General features: G+C 73.3%; 9 protein-coding genes. 4 read left to right on the plus strand and 5 right to left on the minus strand.

The annotated features are described in order from the left end of the window. Positions 1–90 precede the first annotated feature (90 nt). Together O7632_RS05615 and O7632_RS05620 are read left to right on the plus strand one after the other, a co-directional pair. A complete protein-coding gene (locus tag O7632_RS05615; RefSeq protein WP_278111981.1) occupies positions 91–1,203 on the plus strand; it encodes a glycerophosphodiester phosphodiesterase in 1,113 nt (370 codons plus the stop codon). Positions 1,204–1,308: 105 nt separating this feature from the next. After that, the gene (locus O7632_RS05620) at positions 1,309–3,576 is read left to right on the plus strand and encodes a DEAD/DEAH box helicase (RefSeq protein WP_278111983.1); all 2,268 of its coding nucleotides are present in this window, start codon (positions 1,309–1,311) and stop codon (positions 3,574–3,576) included. Between the two features lie 33 nt (positions 3,577–3,609). Here O7632_RS05620 and O7632_RS05625 read toward each other — a convergent pair whose 3' ends face one another. Then, positions 3,610–4,590, minus strand: a complete 981-nt coding sequence (locus O7632_RS05625) for a C40 family peptidase (protein WP_278111985.1) — start codon at positions 4,588–4,590, stop codon at positions 3,610–3,612. A 205-nt stretch (positions 4,591–4,795) separates the two neighbouring features. Between O7632_RS05625 and O7632_RS05630 the strand changes: the two genes are divergently transcribed. Next, positions 4,796–5,701: a hypothetical protein gene (locus O7632_RS05630; protein WP_278111986.1), complete on the plus strand. Its 906-nt coding sequence runs from the start codon at positions 4,796–4,798 to the stop codon at positions 5,699–5,701. Here the strand turns inward: O7632_RS05630 and O7632_RS05635 are convergent. The 4 genes from O7632_RS05635 to O7632_RS05650 all read right to left on the minus strand — a co-directional run bounded on the left by O7632_RS05635 (position 5,688) and on the right by O7632_RS05650 (position 10,347). Next, positions 5,688–6,839, minus strand: a complete 1,152-nt coding sequence (locus tag O7632_RS05635; protein WP_278111987.1) for an SAM-dependent methyltransferase — start codon at positions 6,837–6,839, stop codon at positions 5,688–5,690. The two genes, O7632_RS05630 and O7632_RS05635, sit on opposite strands and share 14 nt — an antisense overlap. A gap of 63 nt (positions 6,840–6,902) precedes the next feature. Further along, positions 6,903–8,855 carry a DEAD/DEAH box helicase gene (locus O7632_RS05640; RefSeq protein WP_278111988.1) on the minus strand — a complete coding sequence of 651 codons (1,953 nt, stop codon included), beginning with the start codon at positions 8,853–8,855 and terminating at the stop codon, positions 6,903–6,905. 502 nt (positions 8,856–9,357) lie between these two features. After that, complete coding sequence (locus tag O7632_RS05645; protein ID WP_278111990.1) at positions 9,358–9,582, minus strand: DUF3107 domain-containing protein; 225 nt, start codon at positions 9,580–9,582, stop codon at positions 9,358–9,360. Between the two features lie 66 nt (positions 9,583–9,648). After that, positions 9,649–10,347: a TetR/AcrR family transcriptional regulator gene (locus O7632_RS05650; protein ID WP_278111992.1), complete on the minus strand. Its 699-nt coding sequence runs from the start codon at positions 10,345–10,347 to the stop codon at positions 9,649–9,651. A gap of 1,291 nt (positions 10,348–11,638) precedes the next feature. Between O7632_RS05650 and O7632_RS05655 the strand changes: the two genes are divergently transcribed. Then, complete coding sequence (locus tag O7632_RS05655) at positions 11,639–13,654, plus strand: hypothetical protein (protein WP_278119856.1); 2,016 nt, start codon at positions 11,639–11,641, stop codon at positions 13,652–13,654. Positions 13,655–13,766: the final 112 nt, after the last annotated feature.

Here is a 13,766-nt window from a genome sequence, read left to right on the forward strand (position 1 = left end):
CCGGACCCCGGACCTCGCATCCCGACCCACCCGGGTCGGCACCGGACCCGGCCCGGGGCGCCGATCAGGTCACCGACCAAGGAGACGACGTTGCCGCGTACCCTTCCGATCATGCTGCTCGCCGGCGCGCTGCTGGCCTCCGTCGCCATCCCCGCCGCCGCGACCGCGACCCGGCCGGCCCAACGAGGCAAGCCACAGGCCGAGGCCGCTCCACTGGTGATCGCCCACCGAGGTGCCAGCGGCTACCGCCCGGAGCACACCCTGGCCGCCTACCAGTTGGCGATCCGGCAAGGCGCCGACTACATCGAGCCGGACCTGGTGCCGACCGCCGACGGCGTGCTGGTCGCCCGGCACGAAAACGAGATCTCCGGTACGACCGACGTGGCCGACCGGGCCGAGTTCGCCGACCGCCGTACCACCAAGACCATCGACGGCGTCTCGGTCACCGGCTGGTTCACCGAGGACTTCACCCTGGCCGAGCTGCGCACCCTGCGGGCCCTCGAACGGCTGCCGCAGGTTCGTCCGACCAACACCGTCTTCGACGGCCAGTTCCCGGTGCCGACGCTGCAGGAGATCATCGACCTGGCCCGGACCGAGAGCCGTCGGCTCGGCCGCACGATCGGCATCTACCCGGAGACCAAGCACCCGACCTACTTCCAGTCGATCGGCCTGCCGCTGGAGGAACCGCTCGTCGCGACCTTGCGCCGCAACCGGCTCACCAGCCGTACGGACGCGGTGTTCATCCAGTCGTTCGAGACGGCCAACCTGCGCAAGCTGAGCCGGATGACCGACGTACGGCTGGTGCAGCTGCTCAACTCCAGCGGCCGACCGTACGACTTCACCGTCGACGGCGACCCGCGCACCTACGCCGACCTTGCCACCCCCGCCGGCCTGCGGTGGATCGCCGGGTACGCCGACGGGGTCGGCCCCAACAAGGACCTGATCGTGCCGCGCGACGCCACCGGCCGCCTGCGTACCCCGACGACGCTGATCCGCGACGCGCACCGCGCCCGGCTGGTGGTGCACGCCTGGACGTTCCGGGCGGAGAACCAGTTCCTGCCGGCCGACCACCGGATCGGCACCGATCCGACCGCGCGCGGCGACATCACCGCCGAGTACGAGCTCTTCTACGGCCTGGGCCTGGACGGCGTCTTCGCCGACCACCCGGACACGGCGGTCGCCGCCCGGGTCGGACTGCCCTGATCGGGATGCCCTGATCGGGATGCCCTGATCGGGATGCCCTGATCGTCGCGTGACCGGGAGCGTCGCCGATCTGCCCGTCGTGCCGGGACTTGGTACCGTCCCGGCATGACGGGCACAGTCGACCGCACCGAGGTACGTCGCCGCGCCGAAGAGGTGTTGCACCGCCTCGCCGGCCCGGCGGCCCGGCTCCGCGACGACCAGTGGCGGGCCATCGAGGCGTTGGTCGTCGACCGGCGGCGGGTGCTCTGCGTCCAGCGCACCGGGTGGGGCAAGTCGGCGGTCTACTTCATCGCCACCGCGCTGCTGCGCACCCCCGACGGCCGAACCGACCCGACTGCCGACCCCGGTACGGGTGCCGGTGCCGGTGCCGGTCCGACGGTGATCGTCTCGCCGTTGCTCGCGTTGATGCGCAACCAGGTGGAGGCGGCCGAGCGGGCCGGGATCCGGGCCCGGACCGTCAACTCCGCCAACATCGACGAGTGGGACGAGGTCACCGCCGAGATCCAGGCCGGCACCGTCGACGTGCTGCTGATCAGCCCCGAGCGGCTCAACAATCCCGACTTCCGGGACACCATTCTGCCCAGCCTGGCCAGGACCACCGGCCTGCTGGTCATCGACGAGGCACACTGCGTCTCCGACTGGGGTCACGACTTCCGCCCGGACTACCGGCGCATCCGTACGTTCCTGCGGGAACTCGCCCCCGGTACGCCGGTGCTGGCCACCACCGCCACCGCCAACGCCCGGGTCACCGCCGACGTGGCCGAACAACTCGCCGGCACCGGCGCGTCCGGCGCGTCCGCTGCGCCTGAGTCGTCCGCTGCGCCCGAGTCGTCCGCAGCGCTCGGCGACACCCTGGTGCTGCGCGGACCGCTGGACCGGCGGTCGCTGCGGCTGGCCGTGATCGACCTGCCCAGCCCGGCGCATCGGCTCGGCTGGCTCGCCGAACACCTCGACAGCCTGACCGGTTCCGGCATCGTCTACACCCTCACCGTCGCGGCGGCCGCTGAGACCGCCGAGTTCCTGCGTTCCCGGGGCTACCCGGTCGCCGCCTACAGCGGCCAGTCCGACGACGCCGACCGGCGCGCGGCCGAACAGGACCTGCTCGACAACAAGATCAAAGCGCTGGTGGCGACCTCGGCCCTCGGTATGGGGTTCGACAAACCCGACCTGGGGTTCGTGGTGCACCTCGGCGCGCCACCCTCGCCGATCGCCTACTACCAGCAGGTGGGCCGGGCCGGCCGGGCCCTCGACGGCGACCGGTTCGCCGAGGTCGTCCTGCTGCCCGGGGCCGAGGACCAGGCCATCTGGCGCTACTTCGCCTCGCTGGCCTTCCCCGCCGAGGAACAGGTCCGATCGGTGCTCGCCGCGCTGGAGCGCGCCGGCCGGCCGCTGTCCACCCAGGCGCTGGAGCCGATGGTCGACCTACGGCGTACCCGGCTGGAACTGATGCTCAAGGTGCTCGACGTCGACGGCGCGGTCCGGCGGGTCCGCGGCGGCTGGGCCGCCACCGGCGAACCCTGGCACTACGACGCCGCCCGGCTGCGGCGGGTGGCCGACGCGAGGACCGCCGAGCAGCAGATCATGCGCGAGTACGCCGCGACCGGCCCCGCCGGCCCGGCCTGCCGGATGGAGTTCCTCCGTCGATGCCTGGACGACCCGCAGGCCACCGTCTGCGGTCGCTGCGACCGCTGCGCCGGACCGTGGCTGTCCGACCAGGTCGGCGCGGAGTCGCTGCGCGCCGCCCAGGTGTTCCTGGGCCGACCCGGGGTGGCGATCGCCGCCAAGAAGCTCTGGCCGGCCGGCCTGGAAGCGGTCGGGGTCCCGCTGCGCGGCCGGATCGACGCCAGGGAGCAGGCGCTGCCCGGCCGGGCCGTCGGCCGCCTGTCCGACCTCGGATGGGGTAGCCGACTGCGGGCGGTCGTCGGCCCCGGCCAGCCGGACGGGGAGCTGCCGGAGGACCTGGCCGGGGCGGTGATCGAGGTGCTCGCCGACTGGGCCCGTGGCGACCATCCGTGGCCGGCGCGGCCGGTCGGTGTGGTCGCGGTCGCCTCCCGGACCCGCCCGACGCTGGTGGCCAGCACCGCCGGGCGGATCGCCGACGTCGGGCGGCTGCCGCTGCTCGGCGCGGTGCGACCCACGACGTCCGAGCCGGCGACCGGCGGCCGGGGCAACAGCGCCCAACGGGTACGGGCGCTGCACGAGATGTTCGCCGTACCGCCGGATCTTGCCTCGGCGCTGGCCGGCCTCGACGGTCCGGTGCTGCTGGTCGACGACCTGGTGGATTCGGGCTGGACCCTGACCGTGGTGGCGCGTCTGCTCTGTCAGGCGGGTGCGCCGGCGGTGCTGCCGTTTGCCCTCGCCACCACCAGCTGATCAGGTCCCGTCAGGCGAGCAGGGTCTACCGGATCAGCCGGGCCGGCCGTACCCGCGAATCGGCTGGTAGTCGATCCGCTCGACGCGGACCCGTTCACCGTGCCGGGGCGCGTGGATCATCTTGCCGTCGCCGACGTAGATGCCGACGTGCTGCACGTTGCTGTAGAAGAAGACCAGGTCGCCCGGGGCGAGCTGGCTCCGGCTGACGCGGGTGACCACGCCGAACTGCCGACGTGCGTTGTGCGGCAGCCGTACCCCGGCCTTCGCCCACGCCGCCGAGGTCAGGCCGGAACAGTCGTACGAGCCCGGTCCGGCGGAACCCCACCGGTACGGTTTGCCGAGCTGGGCGTACGCGAAGGCGACGGCGACGGCGGCCCGACCGGTCACCGTCCCGGACGGACGGTTGGCCGCCGGGTCCTCCGCCGGGCTGCGACCGGCCGCCGCCGCGCCGGAGCGGCTCAGTAGCGCCTGCTGCCGGTTGCGCAGCTCGGTCAGGTGCCGGATCTCGCCCTCGATCTGCCGCCGGTTCGCCGCCAGCTGCTGCTCCTGCAGCAACTGCTGCTCGATCAGCGCGGTGGCGGCGCGGCGCGCGGCTTCACTTCGGTCCCGGGCTTCGCGCAGCTCGGCGATGGTCCGGGTGCGGTCCCGGGTGATCACGTCGGCGATCAGCAGCTGGTCGACGAAGTGTTCGGCGGACGCGGTGGTCAGCAACGTGACGACCGGTTTGCTGCCGTTGACCCGGTAGGTGCTGGCCGCGAGGAGTCCCACCTCGTCGCGGCGGGCGGTGAGTCGGGCGTCCAGTTCGGTGATGGTGCTGCTGAGCCCGCCAGCGCGTTCCTGGTTGGCGTGCAGCTGCACGCGGATCTCGTTGTATTGCTCGACCACCGCTTCCAACTGGTGTGCCGCCTGGTCGATCCGACGGGTCAGGTCGGCGAGGTTCGCCTGGGCCTGAGCCGGCACCGGAAACAACGCGGCGGTGACAGTGGTGACGAGGACGGCCGTATGGCCTGCCAAGCTGATAACGGTCACAGGGGGTACAACGACCGAAGGTTACGAAAGCCACGGCCGGCCGGTCAATGAGCTCGCCAGCGACTGTCGCGGCGATCCGCCGCCCGCTACCGTCGGGACGAGCGACACGAGTCGACCATGACCGAGTCGGGACCACGACTGAGTCGGTACAACGACCAGGTCGGCGGGGAGGGGAAGTCCGGTGCCGGACATGAGCACGCTACGGCTCGCCGCTGCGGTGGGCGGGTTCCTGCTCGCACTGCTGGCCGGCTTCGCCCTCGGCCGAGCGGTCACCGCACCGACCGGACCGGCCGCCGCCGGCAGCGGGTACGCGGCGACCTCCGGCGACCACACCCACCCGCCGGGCACCCAGGCGCACAACCACGGCAACGGAGCCGACGGCGGCGACGGCCAGGTCGCCGGGCTGTCGCTCAGCGACAGCGGCTACACGCTGGTGCCGGCGACGACCGTGCTGACGGCCGGCGTCGACACCGACTTCGAATTCCAGGTGATCGGTGCGGGCCGCCAGCCGGTGACCGAGTTCGAGGTGGTGCACGAGAAGCGGCTGCATCTCATCGTCGCCCGGCGGGACCTCACCGGCTTTCAGCACCTACATCCGGAGCTGGCCCCGGACGGCACCTGGAGCGTGCCGCTGCGGCTGGACGCGCCCGGGATCTGGCGGGTCTACACCGACTTCTCGGTACGGGAACCGGGCGGCACCCCGCGCGCGATGACGCTCGGCGTCGACCTGGTGGTTGCCGGCGACTACGCCCCGGTCGGATTGCCGGCGGCGACGACCAGCGCCCAGGTCGACGACTTCACCGTACGGATGGAGGGTGCCCCGCAGGTCGGGGCGTCGGCGCCGCTGCTGTTCCGGGTGACGCGCGACGGCGTACCGGTGACGGATCTGGAGCCCTACCTCGGCGCGTACGGGCACCTGGTCGCGTTGCGCGCCGGAGACCTGGGCTATCTGCACGTGCACCCCGAGCCCGATCTGGTGGACGGTGCGGTGAAGTTCTGGTTGGCCGCGCCGAGTCCCGGTGACTATCGGCTGTTCCTGGACTTCCAGGTGGCCGGTGAGGTACGGACCGCCGAGTTCACCGTCACGGTCGACTGACCAGCAGGGCCGCCAGCCGTGGGCTGACCGGCCAGGCGGTGGTCAGCTCGGCGTACGCCCGCTGGTGTGCCTCCCGGTCGCCGCCCCCGCCCCGGCGGGCGCGCAGCAGCAGGTTGCGTGGGGTGTGCTGGGAGTCGATGAACTCGACCACGTCGACCCGGTAGCCGTGTGCCCGCAGCAGCGTCGCGCGCAGCGTGTCGGTGAGGACGTCGGCGAAGCGTTCCCGCAGGATGCCGGCGGAGACCAGGGGTCCGTACGGGTCCGGTGCCGGCGCGCGGCGCAGCTGGGCGGCGATGTCGTGGTGGCAGCAGGGCGCGGCGAGCACCCATTTCGCCCGCCAGGCGACCGCCCGAGCGAGCGCTTCGTCGGTCGCGGTGTCGCAGGCGTGTAGCGCGAGGACCAGGTCGGGCGGTGGCTCGACGGGCGCGTCGAGGATGGTGCCGGCCACGAAACGGACCTGGTCGGCGCAGCCGAGTTCGGCGGCCAACGCGGTGTTGCGGCGGCGCTGGTCCTCGCGGACGTCCACACCGGTCACTGTGACCTGCGCGCCCCGGTCGACCAGATAACGGTACGCGGCGAAGGTCAGGTAGGCGTTTCCGCAGCCGAGGTCGACCACCCGCAGCGGACCGGCGGGCAGCGGGTCCGGCAGGGTGGCGGCGAGCGCCCGCAGGAACGCGTCGACCTGCCGACGTTTCGCCGCGTTGGCGCCGATCGCGGTGAACAGTGGATCGGCCGGGTCGAGCAGATACTGTTTGGCCCGGTCGTGGCCGGTCGGGCCGCCGACCGGGCGGCTGGCCGCGACCCGGTACACCTGAGCGTCGCCTTTCTTGGTCACCCGCAGCTGTACGGTGGCGTCCGCGGTCTCGACGTGCCAGTTGCCGAACGGTTCGGCGAGCAGCGCGTCGACGGCGGTTTCGGCGTCCGGACCGGGAGCCACGTTGCGGGTCGACGGGCGCGATCCGTCGGTGGTGACGATCTGCAGGTGGGTGCCGGCGCGCAGCGCGACCGGCCGGAGTTCGGCGCGGGTGAGTGACGGGGTGGCGCCGCGTCGCCGACCTGCCGCGACGGCTCGGTTCAGCGTCGGGCTGAGGAGCAGGTCGCGCAGGTCGGCGAGGGCGGCGTCCAGTGGTTCCGGCATGGGTCAATGATCCGGATCAGGCCCGGGTGGCCCGGACCCGGGCGGTTCGGGCTGATCGGGCGGTCAGGCGTCGGTGCCGGAGTCCCGGCCGACCTGGCTGTCGCCGCTGCCACTGCCGCTGCCGCTGCCGGTCCGGTCGCCGCTGCCGCCGCGCCGACGGCGACGTCGGGTCCGGGTGGGACCGTCCGACGCGGTCTCGGTGACGACGGCGGCACCCGCGACCCCGCCGACGGCGGGGTCCGGGCCGCCACCGGTACGGGCGGCTGCCAGGCTGTCGGCCCGGCCGTCGATACGGGCTTCGCCGCGCCGCCGGGGCGTCCGGCCGCCGGTCTGCGCAGTGCCGGGCCCGGCCTGCACGCTGCCGGAATCGGCCTGCACGCTGCCGGAATCGGTCTGCGTGCTGCCGGAATCGGCCTGCGCGCCGCCGTTGTCGGCCCCGCCTGGACCGTCCTGGCCGGTGACGAGTTGACCGGCCCGGCGGCGGCGACGCTGACGAGGCTGACGGGTCGACGTACCGGTGCCGTCGGGGTCGGCCACGACGGTGTCGGCTGGGCCGGCGGTGCCGTCGGAGTCACCGGACCGGGTGCTGGAGCGGCGACGTGCGCGGCCGACTCCGCCTCGGCCTTCTCCACCCCGGCTTTCGCCGCGCGGGCCGCGCTCGGAGCGTCCGCCGTCGCGCCGGCGTCCGGCGGACCGAGACCGACCGCCGAGGTCTTCCTCGACTTCGGCGGAGAGGCCGGCCCGGGTCCGTTCCGCGCTCGGCAACGTTCCGGCGACGTCCCGGGAGATGTCGAGGTCGGTGTAGAGATGTTCCGAGGTGTGGTAGGTCTCGGGTGGCTCGGGCATCTCCAGGCCGAGCGTCTTGTCGATGATCCGCCACCGGGTGATGTCTTCCCAGTCGACGAAGGTGACCGCGACACCGGTCGCCCCGGCCCGGCCGGTCCGGCCGATCCGGTGGGTGTAGGTGTCCTGGTCCTCCGGGCAGTCGTAGTTGATCACGTGGGTCACGCCGGAGACGTCGAGTCCCCGGGCGGCCACGTCGGTGGCGACCAGGATGTCGATCTTGCCGGTACGGAACGCGCGGAGCGCCCGCTCACGTGCGCCCTGCCCGAGATCGCCGTGAACGGCGGCCACCGCGAATCCGCGGAAGTCCAGGTCCTCGGCCACCCGATCGGCGGCGCGCTTGGTCCGGGTGAAGATCATCGTCAGGCCGCGTTCGTCGGCCTGCAGGATCCGGGCCACGATCTCGATCTTGTTCATCGGGTGGGTGCGGTAGACCAGCTGCCGGGTCAACGGCGACGCGGCGGTCTCGGCCGAGTGCCCGGCGTGGATCGTGATCGGCTGCCGCAGGAACCGGCGGGACAGCGCGACGATCGGATCGGGCATCGTGGCGGAGAAGAGCATGGTCTGCCGGTCCTCCGGCAGCATCGCCAGGATCCGCTCGACGTCGTCGAGGAATCCCAGGTCGAGCATCCGGTCTGCCTCGTCGAGCACCAGGGCACGGATCCGGTCCAACCGCAGCTTCTTCTGCTTGGCCAGGTCCATCAGCCGGCCCGGCGTGCCGACCAGGATCTCCACTCCGGCGCGCAGCGTCTCGATCTGTGGCTCGTAGGCGACGCCGCCGTAGATCGGCAGCACCCGTACGCCACGGGTCCGTCCGGCCGCCGCCAGGTCCTTGGCGACCTGCAGACCCAACTCGCGGGTCGGTACGACGACGAGCGCCTGCGGGAGGCCGTCGGCACCCTCGGACGGGGCGAAGACCCGGTCGACCAGCGGTACGCCGAAGCCGAGGGTCTTACCGGTGCCGGTGGGCGCCTGGCCGATCAGGTCGCTGCCGCGCAGCGCGATCGGCAGGGCGTACTCCTGGATCGCGAAGGCGTGCACGATGCCGACCTCGGCGAGCGCTCGGACCGTCTCGGGCCGTGCGCCCAGGTCGGCGAAGGTCGGGCTGTCCGGACGGGTCGGTGCCTTCGTGGCCGGATCGGATCCGGCGTTCTGTTCGGTGATGTCAGTCATTGGGTGTCGGGGGTGCCCTCTCGTGGTGCGCCCCGTTCGTTGCGCGAGGGCGCGATTGGTATGGCGCCGTGCTGGCGCGATCTCTCTGTGGCGCCACGGCGGGCGCCGTCTCGGCGCGCCGCCAGGGTGGCGCGGTGTCTGTGGCGCCGGGGCGGCGCGGGATCCGGTTGGCGCGGGCCACACGCGAACGTCAGGTCGCGGGCCGCACGCGCGCCGCGTACCCGGCTCGAGCTGACTCGACGGCCGCAGCATCTGCCGACCATGGTAACCGACAGCCTGCGCCGATGCGGAAAATAGTGATGGCGCGGACCGTAACCAGGGTAGCAAAATGTGACCTGGATAACAGGTGCTCGGGGGTGGAGAGCCCGCCGCCGTGGACGGACGGCAACCGCGCGGGGGGTGCATGCACCAGCGGAACGGGGAGTTTCGACCCGAGTGGGATCAGCTCGACCCGGCGTTGGATGGCGTCGACCGGAACACCGTTCCGGTCGACGCGAGGAACTCAGCGGACGGTGAACCCGACCGCGCGGGGCGCCGACTCGGCGATCTCGACGTACGCCACCTTGCTGACCGGAACGATGACCCGGCGACCCCGCTCGTCGGTGAGCGACAAGGTGCCCTCGCTCGCGATCGCCTGGGTCACGAGCTCCTCGATCTCAGCCGGAGACTGAGTGCTCTCCAGCACCAGCTCGCGCGGCGCGTACTGCACGCCGATCTTGACCTCCACAGGTCCTCCTTGATGTGGGCGAAAGCAACGCCATCGCGAAGGTTAGCCGATCCGGACCCGCTGCGGTCAGGATGCCTCGCCCCGTGCCTCGTCCAGTGACGGGGCCGGCGGCTGGCCCGGTGCCTCCCCGGGTGCCTCGCCCTGCAGCGGAAAGCCCGCGATGCCGCGCCAGGACAGCGCGGCCAGCAACGCCTCCGCCTCGTCCTTGGGCACTTGGCGGCCGCCGGCCAGCCAGAACTGGGCGGCGGTCTCCGCCGCGCCGACCAGGCCGGAAGCGAGCAGTTCGGCCCGGGACCGGCTGACCCCGGTGTCCGAGATGATCGTGTCGGTGATCGCCGCGATGCAGTCCCGTTCGACCCGTTCGACCCGTTCCCGGACCGCCGGTTCGTTGCGCAGGTCCGAGTCGAAGACGAGCCGGAAGGCGCCACTCTCCTCGTCGACGAAGTCGAAGTAGGCCTGCACCGCCCCGCTGACCCGCTCCTTGTTGTCGTTCGTCGCCGCCATCGCCGCCGCCACCTTGGCGATGATCGCGTCGCAGTGGGTGTCCAGCAGGGCGAGATACAGCTCCAGCTTGCCGGGGAAGTGTTGGTACAACACCGGCTTGGAGACGCCCGCGCGTTCCGCGATGTCGTCCATCGCCGCCGCGTGGTAACCCTGCGCGACGAACACCTCTTGGGCGGCGGCGAGTAGTTGCTTGCGCCGCGCCGAGCGCGGCAGCCTAGCTGACCTGCCGGCCGTCTGTGCGCCGCTCGACGCAGCAGTCATGTCGAACCTCCGGATGTACGGGCGGAACCTCTGGTCGGCGTGCGAACGATCAGTGCATACCACCTGGCCCGTCAATTAGCCCGACGTTGCAACTTATCGCCACTGTCAGCACACGGTAGCCTCAGCGGGGGCGACCGAGGAGCGCACGGTGGACGAATCAGGTGGACCCGGCAGGGCCGCACCGGGGCAGGGCGAGGGCGGAGTCGATCCGCGAGACCGTCGTGACCAGGCGACAAGCGGCTGGGCGGGGGCGCGTTCGGGAGGGTCGGACCCGGCTGGATCAGAGTTCGACTTCGACCGATCGGGTTCTGGCTGGATGCCGGACAACTCCCCGGTCAGCGGACCGGCCTGGGCTGATCCGCCGACGCGCTACGCCGAGGTGCTGCCCTTCACCCGTACGCCCCGCAGCGGTGGCACGGCGGCCCGCGGCACCCGCGGTCCGGCCGATACCGCCGCCACCGCCGCGACCAGCGCGGATTCGGACCCGGGCCGTCGTCAGCCCGGCGACAGCCCGACGAGCGGTGGTCCGATCAGTGCCGGTCCGACGAGCGGTGGCCCGACCAGCGCGTTGCCCTACCCCTACTCGGAGGACCCGGCCGGTGCCGGACGACGGGCCGTGGTGCCTACGCCACGACCGGCACCGTCGCGGGAATCCACCGACACCAGCGACGCGAACGACGCCCACCCGGGGCCGACCGCCGACAACTCCCGACCACGGGTCACCCCGGTGAACCCACCGCCCCGCTGGCAGGAGACCGCGCGGGCGGTGCCGTCGACGCCGCTGAGGGCGGTTCCGGTGTCCTCGGCGCAGCCGGTGTCGCCGGCACCCGTGCGCCCTGTGCGACCGGGAACGCCGCCGGGCTTCCAGGCTCCCTCGATCAACCGACCCGAGACCGAGCGGTCAGAGTCCGGCCGCGACACCGATCCCGGGCCGACGCAGCCGACCGGCGGGCGGTGGGAGGACTCACCGGCCGACCGGGGACCCGACCGGAGTGGACGCCAAGGTGAGCGCGACGTCCGCGACGGCCGGGCGAGCGACCCCGGCGACCAGCTCGCGGACCGAGCCGATCGTGCCGATCGATCCGTACCCGGGTCGGCCTCAGCGCTCGGCGCGGAGCCGGAACATCCCGGTTCGGCGCGATCCCGACCGGACGTCGTCGGCCAGCGCCGGACCGGCGAGTGGCCGCAGTCTGGCGGAACCGGCGAGTGGCCGCAGCCCGGCGCGACGGGCGAGTGGCCGCAGTCTGGCGGAACCGGCGAGCGGCCGCAGCCCGAGCGGTCGCGTCCGCAGGTGACGGGCGAGCGGTCGGGCGGGGCGGCGGCGACCGGCCCGGGACAGCCGTCGGGTCAGGAGCCACGTACGGCATCCACCGGCGAATGGCCGCAACCGGGTTCCGACGAATGGTCGCCGCAGCGGACGCCGCCGACCTGGTCGTCGCCACCGGGCTCCGCGCTGCCCCGGCCGGACTGGGCGGCGGACGGGCGCGGACCTGGCGACGCCGACGGTCCCACCGCCGAACAGCGGCCACTTCCGCAGGCCACCTCCGCCGCTGCCGGGTCGGGCGACGCCGATCCGGACTGGACGTACGGACAGAGCTGGGCGCCGGCCGAGCCGACCTGGCCGGCGGAGTCCGTCGCACCGGACTGGTCCTCGACCGAACCGACCCGCGCCTGGTCGGACGAGCCCGCGGCCCGCTGGACCAACGAACCTGCGGCGACGTGGGCCGACGACTCGGCGCCCGGCTGGTCGCCTGCGCCCGCCGCGCGCTGGGCCAGCGACGAGGACGCCAGCTGGACGGCCGAGCACGTCGAGCGAGACGAGCCGGTACGGTCGCCGCACGAGCCGGTACGGTCGCCGCACGAGCCGGTACGGTCGTTGCCGCACGAGCCGTCCCATGGCGGTTCGGGGCGCGCCCCCAGCCATGGCGGCGGGTCGTCGCCGACCGGGCCGTCGGTCCAGGGCCAACAGCCGTCCCCGGGCGAGCAACAGCCGGCGCGCGCCGCGATGCCGCACGACGAGGCACCCTGGCGTCCGGACCGGCCGACTGATCTCGGCCAGACGTCCGGGTATCAACCAGCGGCGGGTCAGCCTCGGTACGAGCCGGTGACGCCCGTGACGCCGCCGGCGGCCGTCGACGGGCCGCCCCAGCGTCGCCGGGTCACCCTGAGCCGTCCGGCGACCGGCGGCGGGCAGGCCGCCGACCAGCCCGGGCAGGCCGCCGACCAGCCACCGGTCGCACCGGTCTCCGGCCCGGTCTTCGCCGACCCGTCCACTCCGATCGCCGCCGCCGCCCTCGACGCGCTGCCGCAGCGGGTCCCCGCCGATCCGGACGTACCAGTCGTGCCACAGCCACCAGCGGTCGAGCCGGCGGCGGAAACGCCGGAACTCGCCCGGATCGCCTCGCACCTACGGCGTGGCGACACCTCCCAGCAGCCCCAGGAGCGGCCGGAAGGGTTCGACGTCAACGCCATCCTCGCGGCGGTCCGGGGCGTCGGCGGCGTACGCGACGCCTCGCTGCGGACCACCGACGCCGGGGCGCACAGCCTGCGGCTGGACCTGGCGGAGGGTGCGGATCCGGCCGAAGTGAGCCGGCTGGTGGCCCGGCTGCTGCAGGAACGGATGGGACTCGCCGCGGCGCCGCAGAACCTGCCCGGCGTCGACCCGGCCCAGGCCCTGCCGGCACTGCCCTCCGGCGTACGCCAGACGATGCCGCCCGGCCCGTCGTTTCCCGGCTGGGCGCCCCCGGAACCGGCCGACGTTCCGCGCCGCCGCCGCCAGCCGCAGCGCACCCGACCCGCCGCCGAGGATCAGCCCTCGAGCGGGATTCCGATGGCGTGCCCGGAACCCGGTACCGGTCCGGAAAGCGGCCCACCACGTCCGTTGAACCCCGGCGGACGCCCCGGCCCACGGGTCGTTCTCGATCACGTACAGGTCAGCACCTTCGGGGTGGACGCGACGGTCGAGGTACGGCTGACCGCCGGTGCGCGGCCGGCGTCCGGAGTGGCGACCGGGCCCGCCGTCGACGGGTACGTGTTGCGGCTGTGCGCGGTGGCGGCGGCCTCGGCGATCGAGCAGCTGCTCAGCGGTACGCCGGGTTCACCTGACCGGGGACGGTGCTTCGTGGAACACGCGGCGGTCGTCCCGATGGGCGGGGTCGAGGTGTCCGTGGTCGTGGTGCTGCTCGCCTGCGGTGGTTGGGTGGAGCAGCTGGCCGGTTCCGCCGTCGTTTCCGGCGATCCCCGACAGGCTGTGGTGCGGGCCACTCTCGCCGCCGTCAACCGACGCCTGGACGCCCTGCTGGCCTAGCCGGCCTGGCGGTAGCCGGCCTGGCGGTAGCCGGCCTGGCGGTAGCCGGCCTGGCGGTAGCCGGCCTGGCGGGGTGGCGGGGGCGACCGCCGGGCGGGAGGTTGTGGCAGGC

The sequence above is a fragment of the Solwaraspora sp. WMMD406 genome (genome assembly GCF_029626025.1).
GTDB lineage: Bacteria > Actinomycetota > Actinomycetes > Mycobacteriales > Micromonosporaceae > Micromonospora_E.